Source organism: Pseudomonas sp. 8 R 14 (genome assembly GCF_900005955.1).
GTDB classification, from domain to species: Bacteria; Pseudomonadota; Gammaproteobacteria; order Pseudomonadales; family Pseudomonadaceae; genus Aquipseudomonas; species Aquipseudomonas marginalis.
Window position 1 is genome coordinate 90,292 of record NZ_CVTH01000027.1, and the last position, 24,025, is coordinate 114,316.

The window sequence follows — 24,025 nt, forward strand, 5'->3', positions numbered from 1 at the left end:
TCCAACCAAAGAAAGGATGCGTTGATGCGTACGTCCAAAAAAACCTCACAGACGCAACCCGGCACGCTGGATCCCGACTTCGGTATTGGAGGGGTGCAAGCCCTGGAAAAAATCCTCGAAGATCATGGTGATCTGAACGTTCGCTTTCGCTTCGGAGGACTTGCAACCGCGAAGGATGGCAAGCTCTTGTTCAGCGCCAGCGTGTATAGAAACCACGACGACCAGTACCTATTCGGCTTAGGCCGCCTGAACACCGACGGCAGCCTGGATAAATCGTTTGGAACGAACGGGCTGGTCACCGGTGATTTTTTACCCTCGCTACCGGCCGGTGGTTCAAGGCTGACCGTACAATCGGCCGGCAACATCCTGATGCTGGGCTGGACATGGCGCAGTGCATCCAACGGCTGGGCGAACTTGGTGATTGCACGTTTCAACAGCGAAGGTAAGCCCGACACGAATTTTGCCGAGCAAGGGCGGCGCATTCTGCCCACCAAGGACTACGAAGAACTCATAGGAGAATCAGCGACAGTACACGTCCAGAGTGACGGACGTATTTTAGTGAGCGCCAACTATGTAGCCCACGACAATCCGGACCAGACAGTGGGTGTACTGTTTCGCCTGCAGCCCAATGGTGCACTGGACGAAAGCTTCAACAAAACCGGCAGGCTGGAGTTCAAACTCGCCGGCTCCAATGTGGCCACGGCGGTCAACGCGTGTATCAGCCAGGGCAGTGATCACAAAATAGTGTTTGTTGGACATGCCCGGTTTATCCCCACCCTCAAGACCGCTCTGTTTGCCCGCCTCAACCCTGACGGCAGCCCGGACGCCGGCTTTGGCAGTCCCAAGACGCCGGGGTTTCATCCCATGGACAGTATCAAGGATCACACCACCTTCAACGCTCTGATCGAACGCGCGGAGGACAACAGCTTTGTTGGCGCCGGTCAAATTGGGCAGGGCGGCGCCGAAAGAACAAAAGGTCTCATGCAGGCCATTACCCCAAACGGCGCGGTGCACCAACTGTTCAATAACGGTAAACCCCTGATCAGCCATTTTGATGGCAGCCACGACAATGGCTGGCAATGCATCATGCAAACCAGCACAGGCAACCTGGTGACGGCGTCAACCGGCAACTGGATCTTCATCGCTCGATTCAAAACCCACGGCGTGCTGGATCTGGCCTTCAACAACCAGGGTTACAACGACATGCAGTCCGAACCCAGATCCCCCCCTGTGCTGCTGACCGAACGGGGTGACCAGCGAATCATTGCCGGTGCGAACGTCTTGGGTATCGATGAAAAGGGTGTAGGCCAGCTAAGGTGCTTATTCGGCTAGGGCACGCTATCGACAATCACCGTGCAGGTAATCCCCGCCGCCAACAACACCCCCTCCGGCACTTCATCAATGTGAATCCGCACCGGCACCCGCTGGGCCAGGCGCACCCAGTTGAAGGTCGGGTTCACATCGGCGATCAGCTCGCGACTCTCCGGGTTGTCGCGGTCGTAGATGCCGCGGGAGATGCTCTCTACGTGCCCCTTCAACGTCTCGCCGCTCATCAACTGCATGTCAGCTTTGTCGCCGACGTTCACATGGGGCAGCTTGGTTTCTTCGAAGAAGCCATAGACCCAGAACGAGTTCATATCCACCACGGCCATCTTGGCTTCGCCGATGCGCGCGTAGTCGCCGCGATGCACGTTGAGGTTGGTGACGTAGCCGTCCACCGCTGCCACGACCTGGGTGCGTTTCAAGTTGAGTTCGGCCGCCTCGAGTTGTGCCAGTGCGTGCTGGTAATCCGCCAGGGCCGAGTCAGCGATGTTGCTGGCGTCGTCGCGGTTTTCCCTGGAGATCACCAGGGCGTCGAGGTCGGCGCGGCGGTGGGCGTTGACCTTGCGCATTTCCCAGGTGGCCTTGCGCGAGGCGACCAGGGACTGCGCCTGCTTGACCGCGATGCGGTAGTGCTCGGGGTCGATCTGCATCAACAGGTCGCCCTTTTTCACCAACTGGTTATCGCGCACCGGCACGTCGACCACTTCGCCGGTGACGTCGGCGGCGACGTTGATGATGTCGGCACGCACGCGGCCGTCGCGGGTCCACGGCGTTTGCATGTAGTGCACCCACAACGTGCGGCCAATCCAGATCGCCAAAGCCAGTACCAGCAAGGTCGCGAGCAGGCTGAAAAACTTTTTCATCGGGGCATTCTCAACGGTAGACGGTCAGCGCCAGGGCGCCGAACAGGCAAACGAACAGGCTCAGGCGCAGCAGCGCCGGGTGCCAGAAAAACCGGTACAGGTCGAAGCCGGCCAGGAGGCGGTCCAGGGCCCAGGCCAACGCGGCCGCGATCAGGAACATCAGGGTCATGGTCGGCATATAGATGCCGTGGAATGCGATTTCACGAGGCATTCGGGGTTCCTTTGAGGGCCGCCAGCGGTGATTGCGGGTCCAGCAACGAGGTGCGGATAAAGTGCAGGTAGCTTTTCACCCGGCGCAGGGCCGAGGTATCGAAGTGCGGGGCGAAGGGTTCGTCGGTGGCCTGCACGCGGCTGATCGCGTGGTCGACGGCGATCAGGCCACGCTCCAGGTTGCTGGCGCTGGGTTGCAGGAACAGGCGCACCAACGAACGCCCCATGACCCGGATCGCCTGGCGCCACGGCTGGGATTCGGCATAGGCCGGGTGTACCGGCAGGATCGCCTGTTCCTTGCGCAACTCGATGATCGCGTGGCCGACTTCCAGCACCACGAACATCCAGCGCAGCAGGTCGCGTTGCACTTGCGGCTGGCCGACAGCGAGGCCGTAGGCCTGGTGCAGGAGGTCTCGGGTGCGGCTTTCGAAACTCGACGCCAACCCCTTGAGCTTGCCGCTGATGGCATACACCACCTGTTCGCGCAGGTCCTGCTCCAGGCGCCGCCACAGCCAGCGGCTGTTGGGCGGCAGGATGATCGCCCCCGCCGCCGCGCATACCAGCATGCCAATGATCATGGCGATGTAGTCGTTGATAAAGATGTAGGGGTTGTAGACCGTGAGGTTGTCCGGCACCGAACCGGTGCTGAAGAAAATCAGCAGGCCTACGCCCACACCGGCATATTGCGGGCGTGAGGCGAGGAACGCGCCGAGGATGATCACCGGGGCGAGCATCACGCACAGCAGCGGGAAGCCGTCGATCCACGGGAACACGAAGAACATTTCCACAAAGCCCACCAACGCGCCGATCAAGGTGCCGCAGGCCATCTGGAACGCCATGCGCTTGGGGTTGGGCGTGGCGGCGGACAGGCCGACGGTGGCAGCGGCGATCAAGGTCATGGTGGCACCGCTGGGCCAGGCCGTGGCCACCCAGTAACTGCCCAGCACAATCAGGATGAACGACGCGCGAATCCCCGAGGCGGCGCAGGCCAGCCAGTTGGTTTTCGGGCTGAAGGTTTCGTCCCATTGCTCCCGTGCATGGCTGTGATCGGCCAGGGAGGCATGGGTTTGCGCGTAGTTGTGCAGGTCATCGACGAAGCGGTAGAGCAGTTCATAAGCGGTGTGAAAATCCAGCTGTTCGGCCTCACTCGGGTTGCCCTCCTGGAAGGTCGCACGCAGGCTGCGGACTTTGGCAGGCAGGCTGTCCTTGTAGGCACTGAGCTGGTTGACCAGGCGCGCGGCATCGGGGCTGGTGAGGGCACGGCCGGAGAAGCCGTCGAGGACTTCGGCGAGGTCCTGCAGGCCCGGTTTGATCGCCGCCACCACATGATCCGCGGAATCCGTGCGCAGGCGTTCGAGCAACTGGTGCAAGGCATTGAAGCGCGTGGTGATGCTCATGAACTCGCTGTTGAGGCGACTGAGCCGACCGTTGCGCCGGCGCATATGCGGGTCTTCGAACACCGTGAGGCTGCGCAGCCCTTCCAGGCCCACGGCCTCGGCGATAAAGCGCACGTTGCTGGCCTCGAACCCTTCACGTTGGCTGCGCCCGCGCAGGCCGTCGGTGACGAACAGCGCGAACACGCCAAAGCGCTGATAGAGCGCGTTGCGCATCGCTGCACTGGAGGTCTGCGGCAGGATCGCCGCGCTGACCAGGGTGGAACACAGGATCCCCAGGGAGATTTCCAGCACCCGCCACACCGCCGCCATAAAGGCGCCGTCCGGATGGGCCAGGGCCGGCAGGCCGACCATCGCTGCCGTGTAACCGGCCAGCACGAAGCCGTAGGCGCGAAAGTTACGGTTGCGTGTCGCGCCAGCGGTGCAAATGCCGACCCAGATCGCCAGCGCCCCCAGGAACAACTCGGTGTTCTGCGCAAACAACGCGATCAACACCACCATCACCGCCGACCCCGCCAGGGTGCCGAGGAAGCGATAGAAGCTCTTGGCGAACACCTGGCCGCTCTGCGGTTGCATCACGATAAACACGGTGATCATCGCGGTGCGTGGTTGCGGCAGCTCCAGGCGCATGGCCAGCCACAGCGTGAGGAACGCGGCGATCAGCACCTTGAAGATGTACACCCAGGTCACGCCGTCGCTGCGTGCCCAGTCGAAAAAACCACGGCGCCACTGAAGGGAATGCAGCCAGCGCAGCGGTGCAGGCATCGGAGTCATTAAATCCTACTCAGTGACCAAACTATTCAGTGATCAAACATGGCAAGCGCCGCCGGGGTCTTGCTCGGGAGGGTCTTGGCGTCCTGCGGTAGGTCTTTGCCGGCGTCGAGACCGCCACCCAGTGCGGTCACCAGTTCGGCATGGGCGCCAAGCCGCGCGGCCTGGACCTGCTGCTCGACCTGTTGTTGGCGAAACAGCAGGGTCTGGGCATTGAGTACATTGAGGTAATCGGTCAGGCCGCGCTGGTAGGCGATCATCGCGATGTCGTAGGTCTTCTGCGCCGAGGCCACCGACTGCGCCGCAAATGCTGCTTGTTTGTCCATGGATTCACGGCGAATCAACTGGTCGCTGATGCCCTTGAGCGCATTGACCAGGGTCTGGTTGTAGCGCGCCACGGCGATGTCATAGCCGGCGCTGGCTTCCCCCAGCTCGGCACGCAGGCGGCCGCCGTCGAAGATCGGCAAACTGATCGCCGGGCCGACGCTGTAGTTGAATTTCTTGCCGGCGAGAAACGCCAGCATGCCGCCGCCGGTGGCCATGTAGCCGAGGCTGCCGACAAGGTCGACGTTGGGGTAGAAACCGGCGTGGGCGACATCGATGCCACGGGCTTGCGCCGCGACCTGCCAACGGCTGGCAACCACATCCGGGCGCTGGCCGAGCAATTGCGCGGGCAGGCTCGAGGGCAGTTTCAGTGGTGCGGCAAGGGACAGCGTCGGACGCTGCAACGTGGCCCCCTCCCCCGGGCCTTTACCGGCAAGCGCCGCCAGCTGGTTACGGCTCAGGGCGATTTCCTCGTCCAGGGCATCCAATTGGCGATGGGTTTCCGGCAGCGGCGTTTCGGCCTGGCTCACGTCGAAATGGGTGCCGATCCCGGCGTCCAGGCGTTTGTTGGCCAGGTCGAGGATCTGCTGTTGCTGGGCCAGGGTCGCCGCGACGATATCGCGGTTGGCGTAATGCAACGACAGCTGGATATAGGCGCGCACCACGTTGTTCTGCAGTTCAAGCTGGGCCTGGCGGGCTTCGGCCGCGCTCATGTGGGCCAGGTCGACGGCACGCTCGGTGGCGTTGCTTTCGCGGCCCCACAGGTCGAGGGCGTAGCTCAACCCCAGGGACGCATTGTTGTCCCAGGTGTTGGCGCCGCTCAATTCCCCCGGGCCGTAGAACTGATCCTTCGGCCAATTGTGGCGTTTGAGGGTGGTATCAGCGTTGATCTGCAGCGACTCGGCCGACTCGGCAACCCCGGCCATGGCCCGCGCTTCCCGCACCCGCGCGGCGGCCATCGCCATGCTCGGGCTGTTTTGGGTGGCGAGTTCGACCCAGCGGTTGAGCTGGGGGTCGCCGTAGGCCTGCCACCATTGTGCGATGGGCCAATGGGCATCCTGGGCGGCGCTGCGGATCGCTTCGTCGGTGGCCAGGGTAGTGGCATTGAGGGCCTGGCCTTGGGGGGCGATTCCTCCGGTTCCGATGCAGCCGCTGATTGCTAACGATAAAGCGCAAACACTGAGAGCCTTCAGCGCTCGGTTAATGAGAGTCTTCAGCTCTCTGCTGATGCGACGCGGCACGGCGAACGAATTCCTGAGGTGGTGTTGCGGGGGGAGGTGGCGCAATTCTAGGCGGCGGCATGGAGGACGATAAGCTGGCATTCCTGTGAATCTTTGTTACCGTTCAAGCGATAATCCGTTGGTAGGGATCACTGGACGGCGTAACTTTCTGTCACAATTTGGCATCTCCCCTGAGAACTCTCCATGGACACTTTGCAAAACATGCGCGCCTTCAGTTGCGTGGCCGAAGCGGGCAGCTTCACCGCCGCCGCCGCGCAACTGGACACCACCACCGCCAACGTCTCGCGCGCGGTCTCCAATCTTGAGGCCCACCTGCAAACCCGCTTGCTCAACCGCACCACCCGCCGCATTGCCCTCACCGAGGCAGGTAAACGCTACCTGCTGCGCTGCGAGCAGATCCTGGCCTACGTCGAAGAAGCCGAAGCCGAGGCCAGCGACGCCCACGCCCGCCCCGCCGGGCAGCTGAAAGTGCACACCATGACCGGTATCGGCCAGCACTTCGTCATCGACGCGATCGCCCGCTACCGCCGCACCCACCCGGACGTGACCTTCGACCTGACCCTGGCCAACCGCGTGCCGGACCTGTTGGACGAGGGCTACGACGTGTCCATCGTGCTGGCCAGCGAGCTGCCGGACTCGGGCTTCGTCTCCCAGCGCCTGGGCATCACCTACAGCATCGCCTGCGCCTCGCCGGACTACGTCAAGGCCAAGGGCTGCGCGCAACGGCCCCAGGATTTGCTCAACCACGCCTGCCTGCGCCTGGTCAGCCCGGTGATCCAGTTGGACAAGTGGACCTTCAACGGCCCTGAAGGCCAGGAAAGCGTGGCAATCAATACGTCGCCGTTCCTGGTCAACTCCGCCGACGCGATGAAAACCGCGATCACCAGCGGCATGGGCGTCGGCCTGCTGCCGGTGTATGCGGCCATCGAAGGCCTGCGCAACGGCACATTGGTGCGGGTCATGCCCACCTATCGCTCCCAGGAGCTGAACCTGTACGCCATCTACCCGTCTCGCCAGTACCTGGATGCGAAGATCAAGACCTGGGTGGAATACCTGCGCGGTTCGTTGCCGGAGATCCTGGCGGCGCACCAGGCCGAGCTGGTGGCGTATGAGTTGAGCGGCAGCCTCAGCGGTGCACGGCTGGCGAACTGATTTCTACCAGGCGATACACGCCTTTAAATGTGGGAGGGGCGGTGTCCTGACAATTGCCGGCAGGAATGTTAGCGTGCTTGGCATTCTTCCGTAGTCGATGAGCCCGCCTGCAATGAAAAAGACCGTCCTCGCCTTCAGCCGTGTCACCCCGCAAATGATCGAACGCCTGCAACAGGATTTCGACGTGATCGCGCCCAACCCCAAGCTGGGCGACATCAACGCTCAATTCAATGAAGCCCTGCCCCACGCCCACGGTTTGATCGGCGTGGGTCGCAAGCTGGGCCGCGCGCAGCTCGAAGGCGCGGGCAAGCTGGAGGTGGTGTCCAGCGTGTCGGTGGGCTACGACAACTACGATGTGCCGTACTTCAACGAGCGCGGGATCATGCTCACCAACACCCCCGACGTACTGACCGAAAGCACTGCCGACCTGGCCTTCGCCCTGCTGATGAGCAGCGCGCGCCGGGTGGCCGAGCTGGACGCCTGGACCAAGGCCGGCCAATGGAAAGCCAGCGTCGGCGCGCCGCTGTTTGGCTGTGACGTGCATGGCAAGACCCTCGGTATCGTTGGCATGGGCAATATCGGCGCGGCCGTGGCCCGGCGTGGGCGCCTGGGCTTCAATATGCCGATCCTGTACAGCGGCAACAGCCGCAAGACCAAGCTGGAACAGGAACTGGGCGCGCAATTGCGCAGCCTCGACCAGTTGCTGGCCGAGGCGGATTTCGTCTGCCTGGTGGTGCCGTTGAGCGACAAGACCCGCCACCTGATCAGCACCCGCGAGTTGGGTCTGATGAAGTCCAGCGCGATTCTGATCAATATCTCCCGTGGTCCGGTGGTCGACGAACCGGCGCTGATCCAGGCCCTGCAAAACCAGACCATTCGCGGCGCCGGGCTGGATGTGTATGAGCAGGAGCCGTTGGCCGAATCGCCATTGTTCCAGTTGAGCAATGCGGTGACCCTGCCGCACATCGGCTCGGCGACTCATGAAACCCGCGAAGCCATGGCCAACCGTGCGTTGGACAACCTGCGCAGCGCCCTGCTGGGCCAGCGTCCGCAGGACCTGGTGAACCCGCAGGTGTGGAAGGGCTGACACGGGCCCGGCCCGACACAAAATCGGGTTAAAGCCTGGCTCTCCCGAGTCGATAACCCTCAATAGAAGTTCGTCATCCCTGATCCACAGAAGGTTTTTATGTCCACCACCAAAGCCCGCGCAGACTCACTCTCGCTTCTGCTCTTTACCTTGCGCAGCGGCAAGCTGATGGCCATCAACCTGCTGAAAGTCAGCGAGATCATCCCTTGCCCGCCGCTGACCAAGCTGCCGGAGTCTCATCCCCACGTCAAAGGCATCGCCACCCTGCGTGGCAATTCGTTGGCGGTGATCGACCTGAGTCGCGCCCTGGGGGAAATGCCCCTGGAAGACCCGAACGGAGGCTGCCTGATCGTCACCGACGTGAGCCGTTCCAAGCAGGGCCTGCATGTGCAGGCCGTCAGTAAGATCGTGCACTGCCTGACCACCGATATTCGCCCACCGCCCTACGGTTCCGGCGGCAACCGCGCGTTTATCACCGGGGTAACCCAAGTGGAAGGCGGCCTGGTGCAGGTGCTGGACATCGAAAAAGTCATCCACGGCATCGCCCCGGCGCCGATTGAAGCGGCGCCTACCGACCTGACCATGGAAGAGGCGGAAGTGCTCGGCAATGCGCGGATCCTGGTGGTGGATGACAGCCAGGTCGCCCTGCAGCAATCGGTGCACACCCTGCGCAACCTCGGCCTGACCTGCCACACCGCGCGCAGCGCCAAGGAAGCCATCGATGTGCTGCTGGAGCTGCAAGGCACCGCCGCGCAGATCAATGTGGTGGTGTCGGACATCGAGATGTCCGAAATGGACGGTTATGCCCTGACCCGCACCCTGCGTGAAACCCCGGACTTCCAGGATCTCTACGTGCTGCTGCATACCTCCCTGGACAGCGCGATGAACAGCGAAAAGGCGCGCCTGGCCGGTGCCAACGCGGTGCTGACCAAGTTCTCCTCGCCCGAACTGACCAAATGCCTGGTGGTCGCCGCCCAGACCGTGGCGCAACAGGGGCTGTAACCGGTGGCGGAGCATTTCCAACTGCTGCGCCGCGACCTCACCGGCAGCCTGCCTGCACCTCAATGGCCGGCCCATACGCAGTTGGATCACTACCGCGACGAGCTGGCCCCGGCGATCCATGCGGTGCTGCGCATGACCCAGGAGCAAGGGGGAGGCCGCGTTCCTCATCTGCACGCCTGGCAGCATCTGTTTGTCAGCGACGCCGAATTCGATCCCACGCTGTGCCTGGTGGCCAGCAATGGCGATGGCATTCTCGGCGTGGCGCAGTGCTGGACCAGCGCGTTTATCAAGAACCTGTCCGTGCATCCTTGCGCTCAAGGCCAAGGCTTGGGCCGCGCATTGCTGCTGCACTGCTTCCAGGTGTTCAAGCAGCGTGGCGAACCCTATGTCGACCTCAAGGTGCTGGAGAGCAACCGGCGCGCCCGACAACTGTACGAAAGCGCGGGCATGGTCTTTGTGTTGCGGGATGTGGTCGCCGAGGACTGACAGGCGCTGGCGCATAACTTGCTTCCAGAGCAGCACAACGGTGGATAGAGGTAAAAACCCGTCACTGTTCCTGTGTGCTCTCTGACCTAGCCTGGTGACAGATCCGCCATGAACACCCATTTTTCCTGCGTCGGTTGCGGCAAATGCTGCAGCGATCACCACGTCCCCCTGACCCTCCAGGAAGCCCGCCAATGGGCGGCTGACGGCGGTAACGTCATCGTTCTGGTGGAGGGTTTCCTGAGCAATGGCCTGGGCCTGCCTCAGCAGCAGCGCGAACATGCCGAGCGCCGTTCGGTGGTGGTGCCCAGCGGCAACACCGAGGCGTTTGTGGCAATCACCTTTGCCGCCTACAACGCCGGGCGCTGCCGGAATCTTGACGCAGACAACCTATGCCGCATCTACGAGCGCCGCCCGTTGGTGTGCCGCATCTACCCGATGGAGATCAACCCCCATATCCCGCTCAACCCCGCCGCCAAGGATTGCCCGCCGGAATCCTGGGAACAGGGCCCGGCGTTGATCGTCGGGGGTGAATTGATGGACCAGGAACTGGTGGAGCTGATCCAACGCTCGCGCCAGGCCGACCGAGACGACGTGCAGACCAAGGAGGCGGTGTGCGCCTTGCTCGGCATTCGCACCACGGCCCTCAAGGGCGATGGGTTTACCGCGTATCTGCCGGACATGGGCGCGTTTGCCCAGGCGATTGAGTTGGCGGTGGACCAGCCGTCCGTGGCCAGTGAGTGGGTGTTTCATGTCTCGGGGATGGACATCGCCGAGCAGATGCTGGATGCCGGGGCGCAGATTGCCACCGAGGTGCCGGCCAACTATGCGTTTATCTCGCTGCGGGCGGCGTAGACCTTAAAGGCCGCCTCGTGCGGCGGTCGATCAGTGCTCGGCAGGAACGGCGTCAAGGCGGTAGGGCTGGATGATCCGCTGGTACTCGCCGCTCTGCTTCAGTTGTTCAAGGGCGCAGTTGAGTTCGTTGCGCAATGCGGTGTCAGGTTTGCGCACTGCGATGGCCACACCATCGCCCAAAAGCTCGGACGAAATGGCAGGGCCGACGAAGTCGAAATCGTGGCCGTCTTCGGTGTCGAGCAAGGCTTCACGAATTTCTACCGTGCCTTGCAGGGTCGCATCAATCTCGCCGGCTTTAAGGCTGCTGACTAATTCATTGTTGAGCCAGAAGCTCTTGACGATGACGCCATTTGGCGCCCACATCGAGCGGGCAAAAGCCTCACGGTTACTTCCCAGCAACACGCCGACACGCTTGCCCTTGAGCGACTTTACCCGCGGCTGCAAGTTGGACATGCGACGGGCCACCAGGCGCGTGGTGAAGGGGTAGAGGTTATCGGTGAAGCCCACCCAGCGTTGCCGTTGCGACGTCGGCGCCATCCCCATGATCGCGTCGAATTTCCTGGCTTCAAGGGAGATGAAATCTTCGGCAAGCACCTGGTCGACCCAGATGCAGCGTGCATTCAACTGCACGCACAGGGCGTTGCCCAACTCGATATTCAAGCCGACCAACTGCCCTTGCGGGTCGCGGCTCTGGAACGGGGGGAACTGTGCAGCAACGGCGAAACGGATTTCACGCAGCGGTGGATCATCGGCCGCAGAGACATCCGCCGCAAGCAACAGGGCAAACACTACACAGATGTGTATCAGAGCCAAGGGAGACGTCCTTTTCCGGAAAGACCAGCATCGCCCTGCTTCCCCCTGAAATCACAGGGGCAGAGCAAAGGCTGTGCAAGCTTTCAAGAAACGGTCGTAGGCCTACAATCAGAAATTTCAGCAGAGGCTGTAGGCAATAATCGACACGATGTGCGACTTGTTAATCTCAGCGTTTACCCATCGAACGACGAGTACCCGGCGGTGCCATGCCTGGCGACTTGGTATGGCCGTTCTTGGCGCCGTTTTTGTACCACGGTTGGGCCGCATTCCTGGCCCCAGCCAACTCACCCGGCTTGAACGGAAACTTGAACGCCGGGATCTCGGCTTTTTCAACGCCTTCGGCGCTGGCCGGATCGACGATGTCGGTCGCTTCAACAGGGGGTTGTGTCGGGGAAGTCATGAAAGCTCCGGGGCGTGCAAAAAATGATGCGGGGCCGGCTTGCGGGCCACACTGGCGCGCAGTATACCTGCGAGCTTCGGATCTTTAACCACCACCGGTACGAATGGTCGGAGTTTGCTGACAGCGCTGTCAGTTAGCCGTCACCGTGCTGACCGGGTTGAAGGGCTATAACGACCGCTCACTCTCCCCATCCTTTGCCCCGGCGCCTCACCCATGCACATTCAACGAAAAACTGCCCTGATCGTGGGTGTCCTCGTGGTCGTGGCGGTTGCAGCCTGGGCGCTGACCCGGCCAGCCAAGGCCAGACTGACGGCACCCACCGCGATCCCGGTGCGGGTGGTGAGCGTAGCGCAGCAGGACATTCCACGCTTTGTCAGCGGCATCGGCACGGTGCTGTCCCTGCACAGTGTGGTCATTCGCCCGCAGGTCGACGGCATTCTCACCCAATTGCCGGTCAAGGAAGGCCAGTGGGTCAAGGCCGGCGACTTGCTGGCCAGAATCGATGATCGCTCGATCCGCGCCAGCCTCGACCAGGCCAGGGCGCAACTGGGCGAGAGCCAGGCGCAGTTGCAGGTGGCGCTGGTCAACCTCAAGCGCTACAAGGAATTGAGCGTCGACGACGGCGTGTCCAAGCAGACCTACGACCAGCAACAAGCCCTGGTCAACCAACTCAAGGCCACCGTCCAAGGTAACCAGGCCAACATCGATGCAGCCCAGGTCCAGCTGTCCTACACCCAGATTCGCTCACCGGTCAGTGGCCGCGTCGGTATTCGCAATGTGGATGAAGGCAACTTCCTGCGCACCAGCGATACCCAGGGCCTGTTCTCCGTGACCCAGATCGACCCGATTGCCGTTGAGTTCTCTTTGCCGCAACAGATGCTGCCGACCCTGCAAGGCCTGATCGCCGCGCCTGCCAAGGCCAGCGTCGACGCCTACCTGGGTGCCGACACCGACGGCCAGACCGGTGACCTGCTCGGCGAAGGCCACTTGAGCCTGATCGATAACCAGATCAGCTCCACTACCGGCACCCTGCGCGCCAAGGCCGAGTTCAACAACGCCTCGCAACGCCTGTGGCCGGGGCAACTGGTGACCATCAAGATCCAGACCGCCCTCGACAAAAATGCCTTGGTGGTGCCGCCGACCGTGGTGCAACGCGGCCTGGATTCGCACTTCGTGTACCGGGTCAACGGTGACAAGGTCGATGTGGTGCCGGTGCAAGTCACCTATCAGAACAGCGACGTCAACATTATCAAGGGCGTGCAGGCCGGTGATGTACTGGTCAGTGATGGCCAGTCGCGGCTCAAGGCCGGTGCCCAGGTGGAGGTGCTCAAGGAGCCACCGCAGGTGATCCAGACCGTCGACGCCAAGGTGCAGCCATGAACGGCAGCCGGTCGCCCTCGGCCTGGTGCGTCGACCACCCGGTCGCCACCCTGCTGCTGACGTTTGCCCTGGTGCTGCTCGGGATCATTGCCTTCCCGCGCCTGGCCATCGCGCCACTGCCGGAGGCGGAATTTCCGACGATCCAGGTCACGGCACAACTGCCTGGCGCCAGCCCGGACACCATGGCGTCCTCGGTGGCGACGCCGCTGGAAGTGCAGTTCAGTGCCATTCCCGGCATGACCCAGATGACCTCCAGCAGTGCCTTGGGCTCAAGCCTGTTGACCCTGCAATTCACCCTCGACAAGAGCATCGACACCGCCGCGCAGGAAGTGCAGGCAGCGATCAACACCGCATCCGGCAAGCTGCCCAGCGACATGCCGAGCCTGCCCACCTGGAAGAAGGTCAACCCGGCGGACAGCCCGGTGCTGATCCTCAGTGTCAGCTCCGACAGCATGCCCAGCACCGAGTTGAGCGACTATGTGGAAACCCTGCTGGCGCGGCAGATCAGCCAGATCGACGGGGTCGGCCAGATCAACATTACCGGCCAGCAGCGCCCGGCGATCCGCGTGCAGGCTTCCCCCGACAAACTCGCGGCCATCGGCCTGACCCTGGCCGATATCCGCCTGGCCATCCAGCAATCGAGCCTCAACCTGGCCAAGGGTGCGATCTACGGCGAGAACAGCGTGTCGACCCTGTCGACCAACGACCAACTGTTTCACCCGGAGGACTACGCCCAACTGATCGTGTCCTACAAGGATGGCGCCCCCGTTCAACTGCGCGATATCGCCAAAGTCATCAACGGTTCGGAAAACGCCTACGTGCAGGCCTGGTCCGGCGACACGCCGGGCGTCAACCTGGTGATCTCGCGCCAGCCCGGCGCCAACATTGTCGAGACCGTAGACCGCATCCAGGCCGAACTGCCGCGCCTGCAAGGCATGCTGCCGGCCTCGGTGCAGGTCAGCGTATTGTCTGACCGCACCAAGACCATCCGCGCGTCCCTGCATGAAGTGGAAGTCACCCTGCTGATCGCCATCCTGCTGGTGGTGGCGGTGATGGCGCTGTTCCTGCGCCAGTTGTCGGCGACGCTGATTGTGTCCAGCGTGCTCGGCGTGTCGCTGGTCGCCAGTTTTGCCCTGATGTACCTGATGGGCTTCAGCCTGAACAACCTGACCCTGGTGGCGATCGTGATCGCCGTGGGCTTTGTGGTCGACGATGCCATCGTGGTGGTGGAAAACATTCACCGCCACCTCGAAGCCGGGCTCGACAAGCGCGAAGCGGCGATCAAGGGCGCCGGCGAGATTGGCTTTACCGTGGTGTCCATCAGCTTCTCGCTGGTGGCGGCGTTTATTCCGCTGCTGTTCATGGGCGGTGTGGTCGGACGGCTGTTCAAGGAATTCGCGCTGACGGCCACTTCGACCATCCTGATTTCGGTGGTGGTCTCCTTGACCCTGGCACCGACATTGGCCGCGCTGTTCATGCGCGCCCCGACCCATCCGGCCCACGACAAACCCGGCTTCAGCGAACGCCTGCTGGCCGGCTATGCGCGCAACCTGCGCCGCGCGCTGGCCCATCAGCGCAGCATGGCCGCGCTATTCGTAGTGACCCTGGCCCTGGCCGTGGCCGGCTACGTGTTTATCCCCAAGGGCTTCTTTCCGGTACAGGACACCGGTTTTGTGCTCGGCACCAGCGAAGCGGCGGCCGATGTGTCATACCCGGACATGGTCGCCAAGCACAAGGCCCTGGCTGAGATCGTCAAGGATGACCCGGCGGTGCAGGCGTTTTCCCACTCGGTGGGCGTGACCGGCAGCAACCAGACCATCGCCAACGGGCGCTTCTGGATCGCCTTGAAAGACCGCGGTGATCGCGACGTGTCCGCCAGCCAGTTCATCGACCGCATCCGGCCCAAGCTGGCGAAAGTGCCGGGCATCGTGCTGTACCTGCGCGCGGGGCAGGACATCAACCTCAGCTCCGGCCCCAGCCGCGCCCAGTACCAGTACGTACTCAAGAGCAACGACGGCCCGACACTCAACACCTGGACCCAGCGCCTGACCGAAAAACTGCGCGCCAACCCGGCGTTTCGCGACCTGTCCAACGATCTGCAACTGGGCGGCAGCATCACCCATATCAGCATCGACCGCCAGGCCGCCGCGCGCTTTGGGCTGACCGCCACCGATGTCGACCAGGCGCTCTACGACGCCTTCGGCCAGCGCCAGATCAACGAGTTCCAGACCGAGATCAACCAATACCAGGTGGTGCTGGAGCTGGACAGTCAACAGCGCGGCAAGGCCGAAAGCCTGAACTACTTCTACCTGCGCTCGCCACTGACCAATGAGATGGTGCCGTTGTCGGCAGTGGCCAAGGTCGACGCGCCGACCGTGGGGCCCTTGTCCATCAGCCATGACGGCATGTTCCCCGCCGCCAACCTGTCGTTCAACCTGGCACCCGGTGTGGCGCTGGGTGACGCGGTGATCATGCTCAACCAGGCCAAGAATGAAATCGGCATGCCAACCACCATCATCGGCAACTTCCAGGGCGCGGCCCAGGCGTTCCAGAGTTCGCTGGCCAGCCAGCCCTGGCTGATCCTCGCGGCGCTGGTGGCTGTCTACATCATTCTGGGTGTGTTGTATGAGAGCTTCGTGCACCCGCTGACGATTATCTCCACCTTGCCCTCGGCGGGGCTGGGCGCGCTGATCATGCTGTCGCTGATGGGCCAGGACTTTTCGATCATGGCGCTGATCGGCCTGGTGCTGCTGATCGGCATCGTGAAGAAGAACGGCATCCTGATGATCGACTTCGCCCTGGACGCCCAGCGGGTACGCGGGCTGCCGCCGGAAGAGGCAATCTATGAAGCCTGCATCACGCGGTTCCGGCCGATCATCATGACCACCCTCGCCGCCCTGCTGGGCGCGGTACCGTTGATGCTCGGCGCTGGCCCTGGCGCGGAAATGCGCCAGCCCCTGGGCATCGCGGTGGTCGGCGGCTTGCTGGTGAGCCAGGCGCTGACGCTGTTCACCACACCGGTCATATACTTGTACCTTGAGAAATTTTTCCACCGGCCCAAACCAGCGGCTGAGCTGGCAACCACACATTGAGGCCAAGGCACCGCCCTGGAGCAAAAGGCTCATGCGCGTACTGATTGTTGAAGATGAAGAAAAAACCGCCGATTACCTGCACCGAGGCCTGACGGAGCAAGGCTACGCCGTCGATGTGGCGCGCGAGGGCGTCGAGGGCCTGCACCTGGCGCTGGAGAACGATTACGCGGTGATCGTGCTCGACGTGATGCTGCCCGGCCTCGATGGCTTTGGCGTGCTGAGGGCGTTGCGTGCGCGCAAACAGACACCGGTGATCATGCTGACCGCCCGCGAGCGCGTGGAAGACCGTATCCGCGGCCTGCGCGAAGGCGCCGACGATTATCTTGGCAAACCGTTTTCCTTCCTCGAACTGGTGGCGCGCCTGCAAGCCCTGACCCGCCGCAGCGGCGGCCACGAGCCGGTGCAAGTGACCGTTGCCGACCTGTGGATCGACCTGATCAGCCGCAAGGCCAGCCGCAATGGCGTGCGCCTGGACCTGACCGCCAAGGAGTTCTCGCTGCTCAGCGTATTGGCGCGGCGCCAGGGCGAGATCCTCTCCAAGACCTCGATTGCAGAAATGGTCTGGGACATCAATTTCGACAGTGACGCCAACGTCGTGGAAGTGGCGATCAAGCGCCTGCGCGCCAAGCTTGACGGGCCGTTCGAACACAAGCTGCTGCACACCATTCGCGGCATGGGTTATGTGCTGGAGAATCGCAGTGTCGGCTAATTCCATTGCGCTGCGCCTCAGCAGCATGTTCACCCTGGTGGCGGCGCTGATATTCCTGTTGATCGGCGGCGCGCTGTATCAGCAGGTGGATCGCAGCCTGGGCTTGCTGCCAGGGGCGGAGCTGGATGCGCGCTACAGCGTGTTGGAATCCTCTGTGAACCGCTTCGGCACGCCGGACCATTGGGTGAAGATTCAAGCCAAGCTCAAATTATTGGGTGAGGAAGACAAGCGTATCCGCTTCTGGGTCGTCAGCAGCGATCCGAACTACGAGTACGGCAACCCCGATGCGCGGATCCGCACCTTCGCCGAAGGCCCGACGGGCAAGCGCGACCTGCACCTGCCGGGGCGCGAATACCCGTTCAAAGTGCTGGTGAGCCAGTTCCCGGCCAAGGACCAACGCCCGCCGCTGCGTTTCATGATCGCCATCGACACTGAGAACTTCCGCGCGACCCAGCACCATCTGCTGGTGGCACTGGTCAGCCTGGCGCTGGTCGGCGTGGCGCTGGCGGCGCTGCTGGGGTTCTGGGTGTCGCGCATTGGCCTCAAGCCGCTGGGCAAACTCTCGGATGAAGCACAGAAGCTGGCGCCGCCGAAGCTCTCCGGGCGCCTGCAACTGTCACCGCTGCCGCCGGAGCTGAGCCAGTTCGTCAACTCGTTCAACTCCACCCTGGACCGCGTGGAGCAGGCCTACTCGCGCCTGGAGTCGTTCAACGCCGACGTCGCCCACGAACTGCGCTCGCCACTCACCAACCTGATCGGCCAGACCCAGGTCGCCCTGACGCGCGGGCGTTCGGCCGAGCATTATTTCGAGGTGCTGCAATCCAACCTCGAGGAATTGGAACGCCTGCGCTCGATCATCAACGACATGTTGTTCCTCGCCAGCGCCGACCAGGGCAGCAAGGCCACCAAGCTGAGCGAAAGCTCCCTGGCCGATGAAGTGGCGACCACTCTCGACTACCTGGACTTCATCCTTGAAGACGCCCAGGTTCAGGTACGCGTGCATGGCGACGCCCGGGTGCAGATCGAAAAAGCCCACCTGCGCCGCGCCCTGATCAACCTGCTGAGCAATGCGGTGCAGCACACCGCGCCCGGGCAGGTGATCGACGTGAACATCGACGTGCTGGAGCATCAGGTAGCAATCGGCGTGACCAACCCTGGTGACGTGATTGCCAGCGAACACCTGCCCCGGCTGTTCGAACGTTTCTATCGGGTGGATGCGTCGCGCAGCAACAGCGGGGCGAATCACGGTTTGGGGCTGGCCATCGTCAAGGCGATTGCCTTGATGCACGGCGGTGATGTGTTCGTGCGCAGCGATGTCAGCGGCAATACCTTTGGCATCACTCTGCCGGTCTAGACATCTCCCCCATGGCCCCAGCATCACTGTTGCTGTTTTGGCAACAGTCATTATCTTGTTACACTCTGTATCGCAGCGCTCGCCTGCGTTAATTTGACGCATCGATGATGCGCGACGGCAAAGGCAGCTGACCCGCTTACCCGAATTTCCCTCGACTTATTTCCAGGGCTCTACACTGGGAATCTGTCTTAAAGCCGCTGACTTCAGCGGCTTTTTTTTGCGCTAAAAAAAGGCCAGGCACACCCCCACGACACTGGCCGTTTTCGATTGACCAAAGGAGCTCCACCGGTGAAGAACTCGCTGACGTTCACCCCGTTATTCCTCGCGATTGCAGCAACGATCGTTCCCCTTGCCCACGCGGCAGACACTACCGCCGCCGACGGATTCGTCGAAGGCTCGCACCTCAACATCAACACCCGCAACTACTACATGAACCGCGACCGTCGCGACATCCACATCGATGACAGCAAGGAATGGGGCCAGGGTTTTATAGGCACCTTCGAATCCGGCTACACACAGGGCACCGTCGGCTTCGGCCTGGACGCCCACGCCATGCTCGGCCTCAAGCTCGACGGCGGTGGCGGCACCGACGGTTCCAGCATCCTTCCCTACGGCAGCACTGACGGCAGCGGCAAAGCGCCCGGTTCGTTTTCCACCGCAGGGGGCACCTTGAAGATGCGCGCCTTCGATACCGAGTTGAAGGCCGGCGACCTGTTCCTCAACAACCCGGTGATCGCCGGCGGCATGACGCGCATGCTGCCGCAGACTTTCCGTGGCGTGAGCCTGAGCAACCACAGTTTCGACGGCTGGATGCTCGAAGGCGGCCAGGCCAGCTTCACCAAGCTCTACAACCAGAGCGGCCACCGACGCATCGGCACCAGCTATGGCGCATTGCCGAGCAACGCTGACAGCCAGCACATGAATTGGGCGGGCGTGTCGTTCAGCGGCATCCCGGGAGTGACCAGCAACCTGTACGCTTCCGAACTCAAGGACGTGTGGCACCAGTACTACTACGACCTGGACTACACCTACGCGCTGAACGACCTGGTCAGCCTCAACCCGGGCCTGCACTACTACCACAGCCAGGACACCGGCCAGTCGCTGCTCGGGGATATCGACAACAACACCTACAGCCTGCACTTCACCGTCGGCGTGGGTCACCACAGCGTCACCGCCGCCTACCAGCGGGTCAACGGCAACACGCCGTTCGACTACATCAGCCAGGGCGACAGCGTGTACCTGGACAACTCCCAGCAATACTCGGACTTCAACGGTCCCAATGAGCGCTCATGGAAGCTCAAGTACGCCTACGACTTCGCGGGCCTCGGCATGCCTGGCCTTACCTCGGCGGTGTCCTACATCAGCGGTAAGACCGATCTGACCAAAGTCGACCCGCAAAGCCGTGGCTACAGTGCCTGGTACAGCGCTGACGGCAAGGACGCCAAGCACTGGGAACGGGATATCGATTTGAAGTATGTGGTGCAGGGTGGCAAGGCCAAGGATTTGGCCGTGCGCCTGCAATGGGCGACCAATCGCGGCAGTCATGGCTACTCGGCGGTAGACCGGGATGTGGATGAATACCGGGTGATCGTCGACTACCCGATCAACGTGTTCTAACGCGTAGATCTTTCTTTTTAACCGAGTATTTAATTTTCATCGGGTAGAACTAAACTGCCAGCATCCACATCGCTGAAGTCTGCCCGATGAGCCAACGCCATGTCCGTACCCTGCCCGCACGCCCAGAACTGTTAATGGTTTTGGGCAGCGGTATCACTGTTGTCTTGATCGTGGTCATCGTCGCAGCGTTGCTGATCCGCGAACACGCCAGCACCCTGCAGGCCGCGACGCGCTCAACCACCAATATTGCGCAGTTGATCAATGCCGACGTGCTGCGCAACGTCGAACTCTACGACCTGGCACTCAAAGGGTTGATTGCCGCCAAACAACGCGAAGACCTGGCCCAGGTTGCGGCGAATATCCAGCACCTGGTGCAGTTTGACTTGTCCACTGCCGCACCTTTCAAGGGTGAAGTGCTGTTATTGGACGCCAATGGTGCGGTGATCGCCGATTCTTCCACCCTGCAGCCCACCCCGCGCAATTTTGCCAATCGCGATTACTTCCAGGTGCATACCAAGGACGCCCAGGCCGGCTTGTATATCAGCCGGCCGTTCAAGATTCATTGCGACTGCGATCAGGTCTGGCGCATGGCGTTCAGTCGGCGCGTATCAGGCCCCAATGGTGAATTTGCCGGCGTTGCCGTCGCAACCATGCGCCTGGCGTACTTCGATCAGCTTTTCAGTACGCTCACCATCGGCAACGGCAGCAGCGTCAACCTGCTGAGCAACCGAGGCATTTTGCTCGCCCAGCAACCGCTGCTGGAGCGCGACATGATCGACAAGGACCTGAGCGAACGTCCTAACTTCAAGCGCATGCTGCGCGAAGGCAGTGGCAGCTTCCAGGCCATCTCTGCCATCAGCGGCAAGGAGCGCCTGTACACCTTCACCAATGTCGGAGACCTGCCGCTGATCGTGGTAGTAGCCCTGTCCAGTGAAGATGTATTCGCCCCCTGGAAGCGCGCCGCACTGCTGACCAGTGGCGCCACGGGCATCCTGTGTATCGGCTTGTTATGGCTGACCTGGATGCTGCGCCGGGAACTGCGCCGCCGTTATCGCGCAGAGCGCGTACTGTCAGAACTGGCAGCCACCGACGCCCTGACCGGCCTGGCCAACCGCCGCATCCTCGACGAACGCCTGCGCCTTGAATGGGACCGCGCGCAACGTTCGCTCGAACCACTGACCGTGCTGATGATCGACGTGGACCACTTCAAGGCCTTCAACGACCGCCACGGCCATCATGGTGGCGATGCAGCACTGCGTACGGTGGCCCAGGTGATCAACAGCAATATCCGCCGTCCTGCCGACCTCGCGGCGCGTTACGGCGGCGAGGAGTTCGCGGTTGTACTGCCCAATACGGACGCCAAGGGCGCGTGGGTCATCGCCGAGCATATCCGCAGCAGCATCGAACATTTACCACGGGTAGCGGGGGATGAGCAGCCGATCACGGCGAGCATCGGCATGAGCACCCGGGACAAGCGCAGCCGGATGTCCCTGGAGGCTTTGCTGCTCAGTGCGGACAGGGCGTTGTATGAGGCCAAGCACACGGGGCGCAATCGGATTGTGGATGCCAGTGAGGGGTGATGATCGCCCCCACGCTGCGCATGGGAACGAGGGAGGCGCGTCACAGACACATAAAAAAAGGCCACCCGAAGGCAGCCTTTAAAAACTAAAGAAAGAGAGTTGTTACTTACACCGCCGCAACGGGACGCATGTAAGAGATCGGTGCGGTGCTGGCATCTTCGAAGGTCACGACTTCCCAAGCGTCTGTCTGCTCAATCAACTTGCGCAGCAGCTGGTTGTTAAGGGCGTGGCCCGACTTGAAGCCTTTGAACTCGCCTATCAGGCTATTGCCCAGCAGGTAGAGGTCACCGATTGCATCGAGGATCTTGTGCTTCACGAATTCGTCTTCATAGCGAAGGCCGTCTTCGTTCAGTACACCATCCGCGTCGACCACAATGGCATTTTCAACGCTGCCGCCGAGTGCGAGGTTGTGCTTGCGCAGGTACTCGATGTCACTCATGAAACCAAAGGTACGGGCGCGGCTGACTTCTTTTACGAACGAAGTGCTGGAAAAATCCACGCTTGCACTCTGGGTGCGGTCACGGAATACCGGGTGATCGAAATCGATCTCAAAGCTCACTTTAAAGCCTTCGAACGGGACGAAGGTGGCGCGCTTGTCGCCGTCTTCTACTGTCACTTCCCGCAGAATGCGTATGAACTTCTTGGCTGCGTCCTGTTCTTCCAGGCCGGCAGATTGAATCAAGAATACGAAGGGTCCAGCGCTGCCATCCATGATCGGGACTTCGGACGCGGAGAGCTCGACGTAGGCGTTATCGATGCCCAAACCGGCCATGGCCGAGAGCAAGTGCTCCACCGTGTCCACTTTGACGTCACCGTTGACCAACGTGGTCGACATCGTGGTTTCGCCAACATTTTCCGCGCGAGCAGGAATCTGCACCACAGGGTCCAGGTCGGCACGCACAAACACGATGCCGGTGTCGACAGGTGCAGGCTTGAGGGTCAGGTATACCTTCTCCCCGGAGTGCAGACCTACACCTGTGGCACGAATAATATTCTTCAGGGTGCGTTGTTTAATCATGGCTTGGACCGCTTCAGCGCAAATTGCGAACTGGTATCAACAAAGGCTGGCGATAATAGCAGACCAGACCTTTGCTGAACACCAATCACCTTCATAGCCCTGATACATTCCATTAATCGGCCTGACGACGCAGGAATGCCGGGATGTCCAGGTAGTCCAGATCATCTTGCGGATTCGGGCTACGGGACGCCGCAGCACCGGCCTGAGCCTGGTTGCGCATCACGGTCGGACGATCCAGGTCACGGTAGTTCACCGACGGCAGTTCCTGGCGCGAAGGCGCTGGAGCGGCAGCCGCTTGGCTCGCGTGGCTGGCCTGGCTGTTATGCAGGGTGTTGTCGATGACCTTCACAGGCTTCTCGATTTTCGCGCCCAGGCCGGTGGCAACCACGGTCACGTGCAGCTCGTCGCGCATGTCCGGGTCGATAACGGTACCGACCTTGACCATGGCGTGCTCGGAAGCGAAGGCTTCGATGATGCTACCCACGTCGGAGTACTCACCCAGGGACAGGTCAGGACCGGCGGTGATATTCACCAGGATGCCGCGTGCGCCTTGCAGGTTCACGTCTTCCAGCAACGGGTTGCGGATGGCCGCTTCAGTGGCTTCGCGTGCACGGTTCGGACCGCTGGCGCAGCCAGTGCCCATCATCGCCATGCCCATTTCGCTCATGACAGTACGGACGTCGGCAAAGTCGACGTTGATCATGCCCGGGCGCTTGATGATGTCGGAGATACCGCGAACGGCACCGGCCAGTACATCGTCAGCCTTGGCGAACGCGGACAGCAGGCTCGCGTCCTTGCCCAGGATGGTCAGCAGCTTCTCGTTGGGAATGGTGATCAACGAGTCGACGCTTTCAGACAGCAGACGGATACCTTCGTCGGCGATCTGCATGCGCTTGCGGCCTTCGAACGGGAACGGACGGGTCACGACCGCAACCGTCAGAATCCCCATTTCCTTGGCCACTTCGGCAATGATCGGCGCTGCACCGGTACCGGTACCGCCACCCATGCCCGTGGTGATGAACACCATGTTGGTGCCCTGCAGCACTTCGGCAATACGCTCGCGGTCTTCCAGGGCGGCTTGACGGCCGACTTCCGGATTGGCGCCGGCGCCGAGGCCCTTGGTCACGGCTGTACCCAATTGCAGGATGGTCCGCGCGCCGATGCTTTTCAGCGCCTGGGCGTCAGTGTTGGCGCAGATGAATTCAACGCCTTCAATGTTGCTCTTGACCATATGGTTGACAGCGTTGCCGCCGCCACCGCCGACACCGATCACTTTGATGACCGGGCTGGCGGGGATGTTGTCTACGAGTTCGAACATGTTCCCTCTCCTTTCGTTTTCTCTAGTTTTTTCGCCTAC

At 61.9% G+C, this 24,025-nt stretch carries 20 protein-coding genes; 12 read left to right on the plus strand and 8 right to left on the minus strand.

The window, feature by feature from the left end:
- Positions 1-24 precede the first annotated feature (24 nt).
- A complete protein-coding gene (locus tag BFQ01_RS03465; RefSeq protein ID WP_065924240.1) occupies positions 25-1,332 on the plus strand; it encodes a delta-60 repeat domain-containing protein in 1,308 nt (435 codons plus the stop codon).
- Here BFQ01_RS03465 and BFQ01_RS03470 read toward each other — a convergent pair.
- From BFQ01_RS03470 to BFQ01_RS03485, 4 genes are read right to left on the minus strand one after another with little or no spacing between them, the layout of a single operon-like run.
- On the minus strand, positions 1,329-2,186 hold the full coding sequence (locus BFQ01_RS03470) for an efflux RND transporter periplasmic adaptor subunit (RefSeq protein WP_065924241.1): 858 nt from the start codon (positions 2,184-2,186) through the stop codon (positions 1,329-1,331). The two genes, BFQ01_RS03465 and BFQ01_RS03470, sit on opposite strands and share 4 nt — an antisense overlap.
- A 10-nt stretch (positions 2,187-2,196) precedes the next feature.
- Positions 2,197-2,397: a DUF1656 domain-containing protein gene (locus BFQ01_RS03475; RefSeq protein WP_065924242.1), complete on the minus strand. Its 201-nt coding sequence runs from the start codon at positions 2,395-2,397 to the stop codon at positions 2,197-2,199.
- Positions 2,387-4,564, minus strand: a complete 2,178-nt coding sequence (locus BFQ01_RS03480; RefSeq protein WP_065924243.1) for an FUSC family protein — start codon at positions 4,562-4,564, stop codon at positions 2,387-2,389. The genes BFQ01_RS03475 and BFQ01_RS03480 overlap by 11 nt, the downstream gene beginning before the upstream one ends.
- Before the next feature lie 26 nt (positions 4,565-4,590).
- Entirely contained in the window at positions 4,591-6,126 is a 1,536-nt protein-coding gene (locus BFQ01_RS03485) for an efflux transporter outer membrane subunit (RefSeq protein ID WP_065924244.1), read from the minus strand.
- Positions 6,127-6,309: 183 nt separating this feature from the next.
- Here BFQ01_RS03485 and BFQ01_RS03490 point away from each other — a divergent pair, with 183 nt between their 5' ends.
- From BFQ01_RS03490 to BFQ01_RS03510, 5 genes are all read left to right on the plus strand, one after another.
- Positions 6,310-7,278, plus strand: a complete 969-nt coding sequence (locus tag BFQ01_RS03490) for a LysR family transcriptional regulator (RefSeq protein WP_027604744.1) — start codon at positions 6,310-6,312, stop codon at positions 7,276-7,278.
- 112 nt (positions 7,279-7,390) lie between these two features.
- On the plus strand, positions 7,391-8,365 hold the full coding sequence (locus BFQ01_RS03495; RefSeq protein ID WP_065924245.1) for a 2-hydroxyacid dehydrogenase: 975 nt from the start codon (positions 7,391-7,393) through the stop codon (positions 8,363-8,365).
- A gap of 99 nt (positions 8,366-8,464) precedes the next feature.
- Positions 8,465-9,367 (plus strand): chemotaxis protein CheV, encoded by a 903-nt coding sequence (locus tag BFQ01_RS03500; protein WP_027604746.1) that lies wholly within the window; start codon positions 8,465-8,467, stop codon positions 9,365-9,367.
- 3 nt (positions 9,368-9,370) lie between these two features.
- Positions 9,371-9,853 carry a GNAT family N-acetyltransferase gene (locus BFQ01_RS03505; protein ID WP_065924246.1) on the plus strand — a complete coding sequence of 161 codons (483 nt, stop codon included), beginning with the start codon at positions 9,371-9,373 and terminating at the stop codon, positions 9,851-9,853.
- Between the two features lie 108 nt (positions 9,854-9,961).
- A complete protein-coding gene (locus BFQ01_RS03510) occupies positions 9,962-10,705 on the plus strand; it encodes a YkgJ family cysteine cluster protein (RefSeq protein WP_065924247.1) in 744 nt (247 codons plus the stop codon).
- Between the two features lie 30 nt (positions 10,706-10,735).
- Here the strand turns inward: BFQ01_RS03510 and BFQ01_RS03515 are convergent, their stop codons facing one another.
- A complete protein-coding gene (locus BFQ01_RS03515; RefSeq protein ID WP_065924248.1) occupies positions 10,736-11,518 on the minus strand; it encodes a transporter substrate-binding domain-containing protein in 783 nt (260 codons plus the stop codon).
- Between the two features lie 166 nt (positions 11,519-11,684).
- Complete coding sequence (locus BFQ01_RS03520) at positions 11,685-11,918, minus strand: hypothetical protein (RefSeq protein WP_027604750.1); 234 nt, start codon at positions 11,916-11,918, stop codon at positions 11,685-11,687.
- Positions 11,919-12,131: 213 nt separating this feature from the next.
- Between BFQ01_RS03520 and BFQ01_RS03525 the strand changes: the two genes are divergently transcribed.
- From BFQ01_RS03525 to BFQ01_RS03550, 6 genes are all read left to right on the plus strand, one after another.
- Entirely contained in the window at positions 12,132-13,298 is a 1,167-nt protein-coding gene (locus BFQ01_RS03525; RefSeq protein WP_065924249.1) for an efflux RND transporter periplasmic adaptor subunit, read from the plus strand.
- A complete protein-coding gene (locus BFQ01_RS03530; protein ID WP_065924250.1) occupies positions 13,295-16,390 on the plus strand; it encodes a multidrug efflux RND transporter permease subunit in 3,096 nt (1,031 codons plus the stop codon). Before BFQ01_RS03525 ends, BFQ01_RS03530 begins: the two co-directional genes overlap by 4 nt.
- Positions 16,391-16,421: 31 nt before the next feature.
- A complete protein-coding gene (locus BFQ01_RS03535; RefSeq protein WP_027604753.1) occupies positions 16,422-17,099 on the plus strand; it encodes a heavy metal response regulator transcription factor in 678 nt (225 codons plus the stop codon).
- A complete protein-coding gene (locus BFQ01_RS03540) occupies positions 17,089-18,453 on the plus strand; it encodes a heavy metal sensor histidine kinase (protein ID WP_065924251.1) in 1,365 nt (454 codons plus the stop codon). Before BFQ01_RS03535 ends, BFQ01_RS03540 begins: the two co-directional genes overlap by 11 nt.
- A gap of 288 nt (positions 18,454-18,741) precedes the next feature.
- The gene (locus BFQ01_RS03545; protein ID WP_065924252.1) at positions 18,742-20,070 is read left to right on the plus strand and encodes an OprD family porin; all 1,329 of its coding nucleotides are present in this window, start codon (positions 18,742-18,744) and stop codon (positions 20,068-20,070) included.
- 86 nt (positions 20,071-20,156) lie between these two features.
- Positions 20,157-21,650 carry a sensor domain-containing diguanylate cyclase gene (locus tag BFQ01_RS03550; RefSeq protein ID WP_065924253.1) on the plus strand — a complete coding sequence of 498 codons (1,494 nt, stop codon included), beginning with the start codon at positions 20,157-20,159 and terminating at the stop codon, positions 21,648-21,650.
- 106 nt (positions 21,651-21,756) lie between these two features.
- Here the strand turns inward: BFQ01_RS03550 and lpxC are convergent, their stop codons facing one another.
- Both lpxC and ftsZ read right to left on the minus strand, forming a co-directional pair.
- Positions 21,757-22,668, minus strand: a complete 912-nt coding sequence (lpxC, locus tag BFQ01_RS03555; protein ID WP_003171886.1) for a UDP-3-O-acyl-N-acetylglucosamine deacetylase — start codon at positions 22,666-22,668, stop codon at positions 21,757-21,759.
- A 112-nt stretch (positions 22,669-22,780) separates the two neighbouring features.
- A complete protein-coding gene (ftsZ, locus tag BFQ01_RS03560) occupies positions 22,781-23,986 on the minus strand; it encodes a cell division protein FtsZ (RefSeq protein ID WP_017526184.1) in 1,206 nt (401 codons plus the stop codon).
- Positions 23,987-24,025 lie beyond the last annotated feature (39 nt).

What these genes read in the sequence shown, in the direction of transcription:
- BFQ01_RS03465 (WP_065924240.1), top strand. Translation starts at nt 25, where the DNA reads ATGCGTACGTCCAAAAAAACCTCACAGACGCAACCCGGCACGCTGGAT.
- BFQ01_RS03470 (WP_065924241.1), bottom strand. Translation starts at nt 2,186, where the DNA reads ATGAAAAAGTTTTTCAGCCTGCTCGCGACCTTGCTGGTACTGGCTTTG.
- BFQ01_RS03475 (WP_065924242.1), bottom strand. Translation starts at nt 2,397, where the DNA reads ATGCCTCGTGAAATCGCATTCCACGGCATCTATATGCCGACCATGACC.
- BFQ01_RS03480 (WP_065924243.1), bottom strand. Translation starts at nt 4,564, where the DNA reads ATGACTCCGATGCCTGCACCGCTGCGCTGGCTGCATTCCCTTCAGTGG.
- BFQ01_RS03490 (WP_027604744.1), top strand. Translation starts at nt 6,310, where the DNA reads ATGGACACTTTGCAAAACATGCGCGCCTTCAGTTGCGTGGCCGAAGCG.
- BFQ01_RS03495 (WP_065924245.1), top strand. Translation starts at nt 7,391, where the DNA reads ATGAAAAAGACCGTCCTCGCCTTCAGCCGTGTCACCCCGCAAATGATC.
- BFQ01_RS03500 (WP_027604746.1), top strand. Translation starts at nt 8,465, where the DNA reads ATGTCCACCACCAAAGCCCGCGCAGACTCACTCTCGCTTCTGCTCTTT.
- BFQ01_RS03510 (WP_065924247.1), top strand. Translation starts at nt 9,962, where the DNA reads ATGAACACCCATTTTTCCTGCGTCGGTTGCGGCAAATGCTGCAGCGAT.
- BFQ01_RS03520 (WP_027604750.1), bottom strand. Translation starts at nt 11,918, where the DNA reads ATGACTTCCCCGACACAACCCCCTGTTGAAGCGACCGACATCGTCGAT.
- BFQ01_RS03525 (WP_065924249.1), top strand. Translation starts at nt 12,132, where the DNA reads ATGCACATTCAACGAAAAACTGCCCTGATCGTGGGTGTCCTCGTGGTC.
- BFQ01_RS03530 (WP_065924250.1), top strand. Translation starts at nt 13,295, where the DNA reads ATGAACGGCAGCCGGTCGCCCTCGGCCTGGTGCGTCGACCACCCGGTC.
- BFQ01_RS03535 (WP_027604753.1), top strand. Translation starts at nt 16,422, where the DNA reads ATGCGCGTACTGATTGTTGAAGATGAAGAAAAAACCGCCGATTACCTG.
- BFQ01_RS03550 (WP_065924253.1), top strand. Translation starts at nt 20,157, where the DNA reads ATGAGCCAACGCCATGTCCGTACCCTGCCCGCACGCCCAGAACTGTTA.
- lpxC (WP_003171886.1), bottom strand. Translation starts at nt 22,668, where the DNA reads ATGATTAAACAACGCACCCTGAAGAATATTATTCGTGCCACAGGTGTA.
- ftsZ (WP_017526184.1), bottom strand. Translation starts at nt 23,986, where the DNA reads ATGTTCGAACTCGTAGACAACATCCCCGCCAGCCCGGTCATCAAAGTG.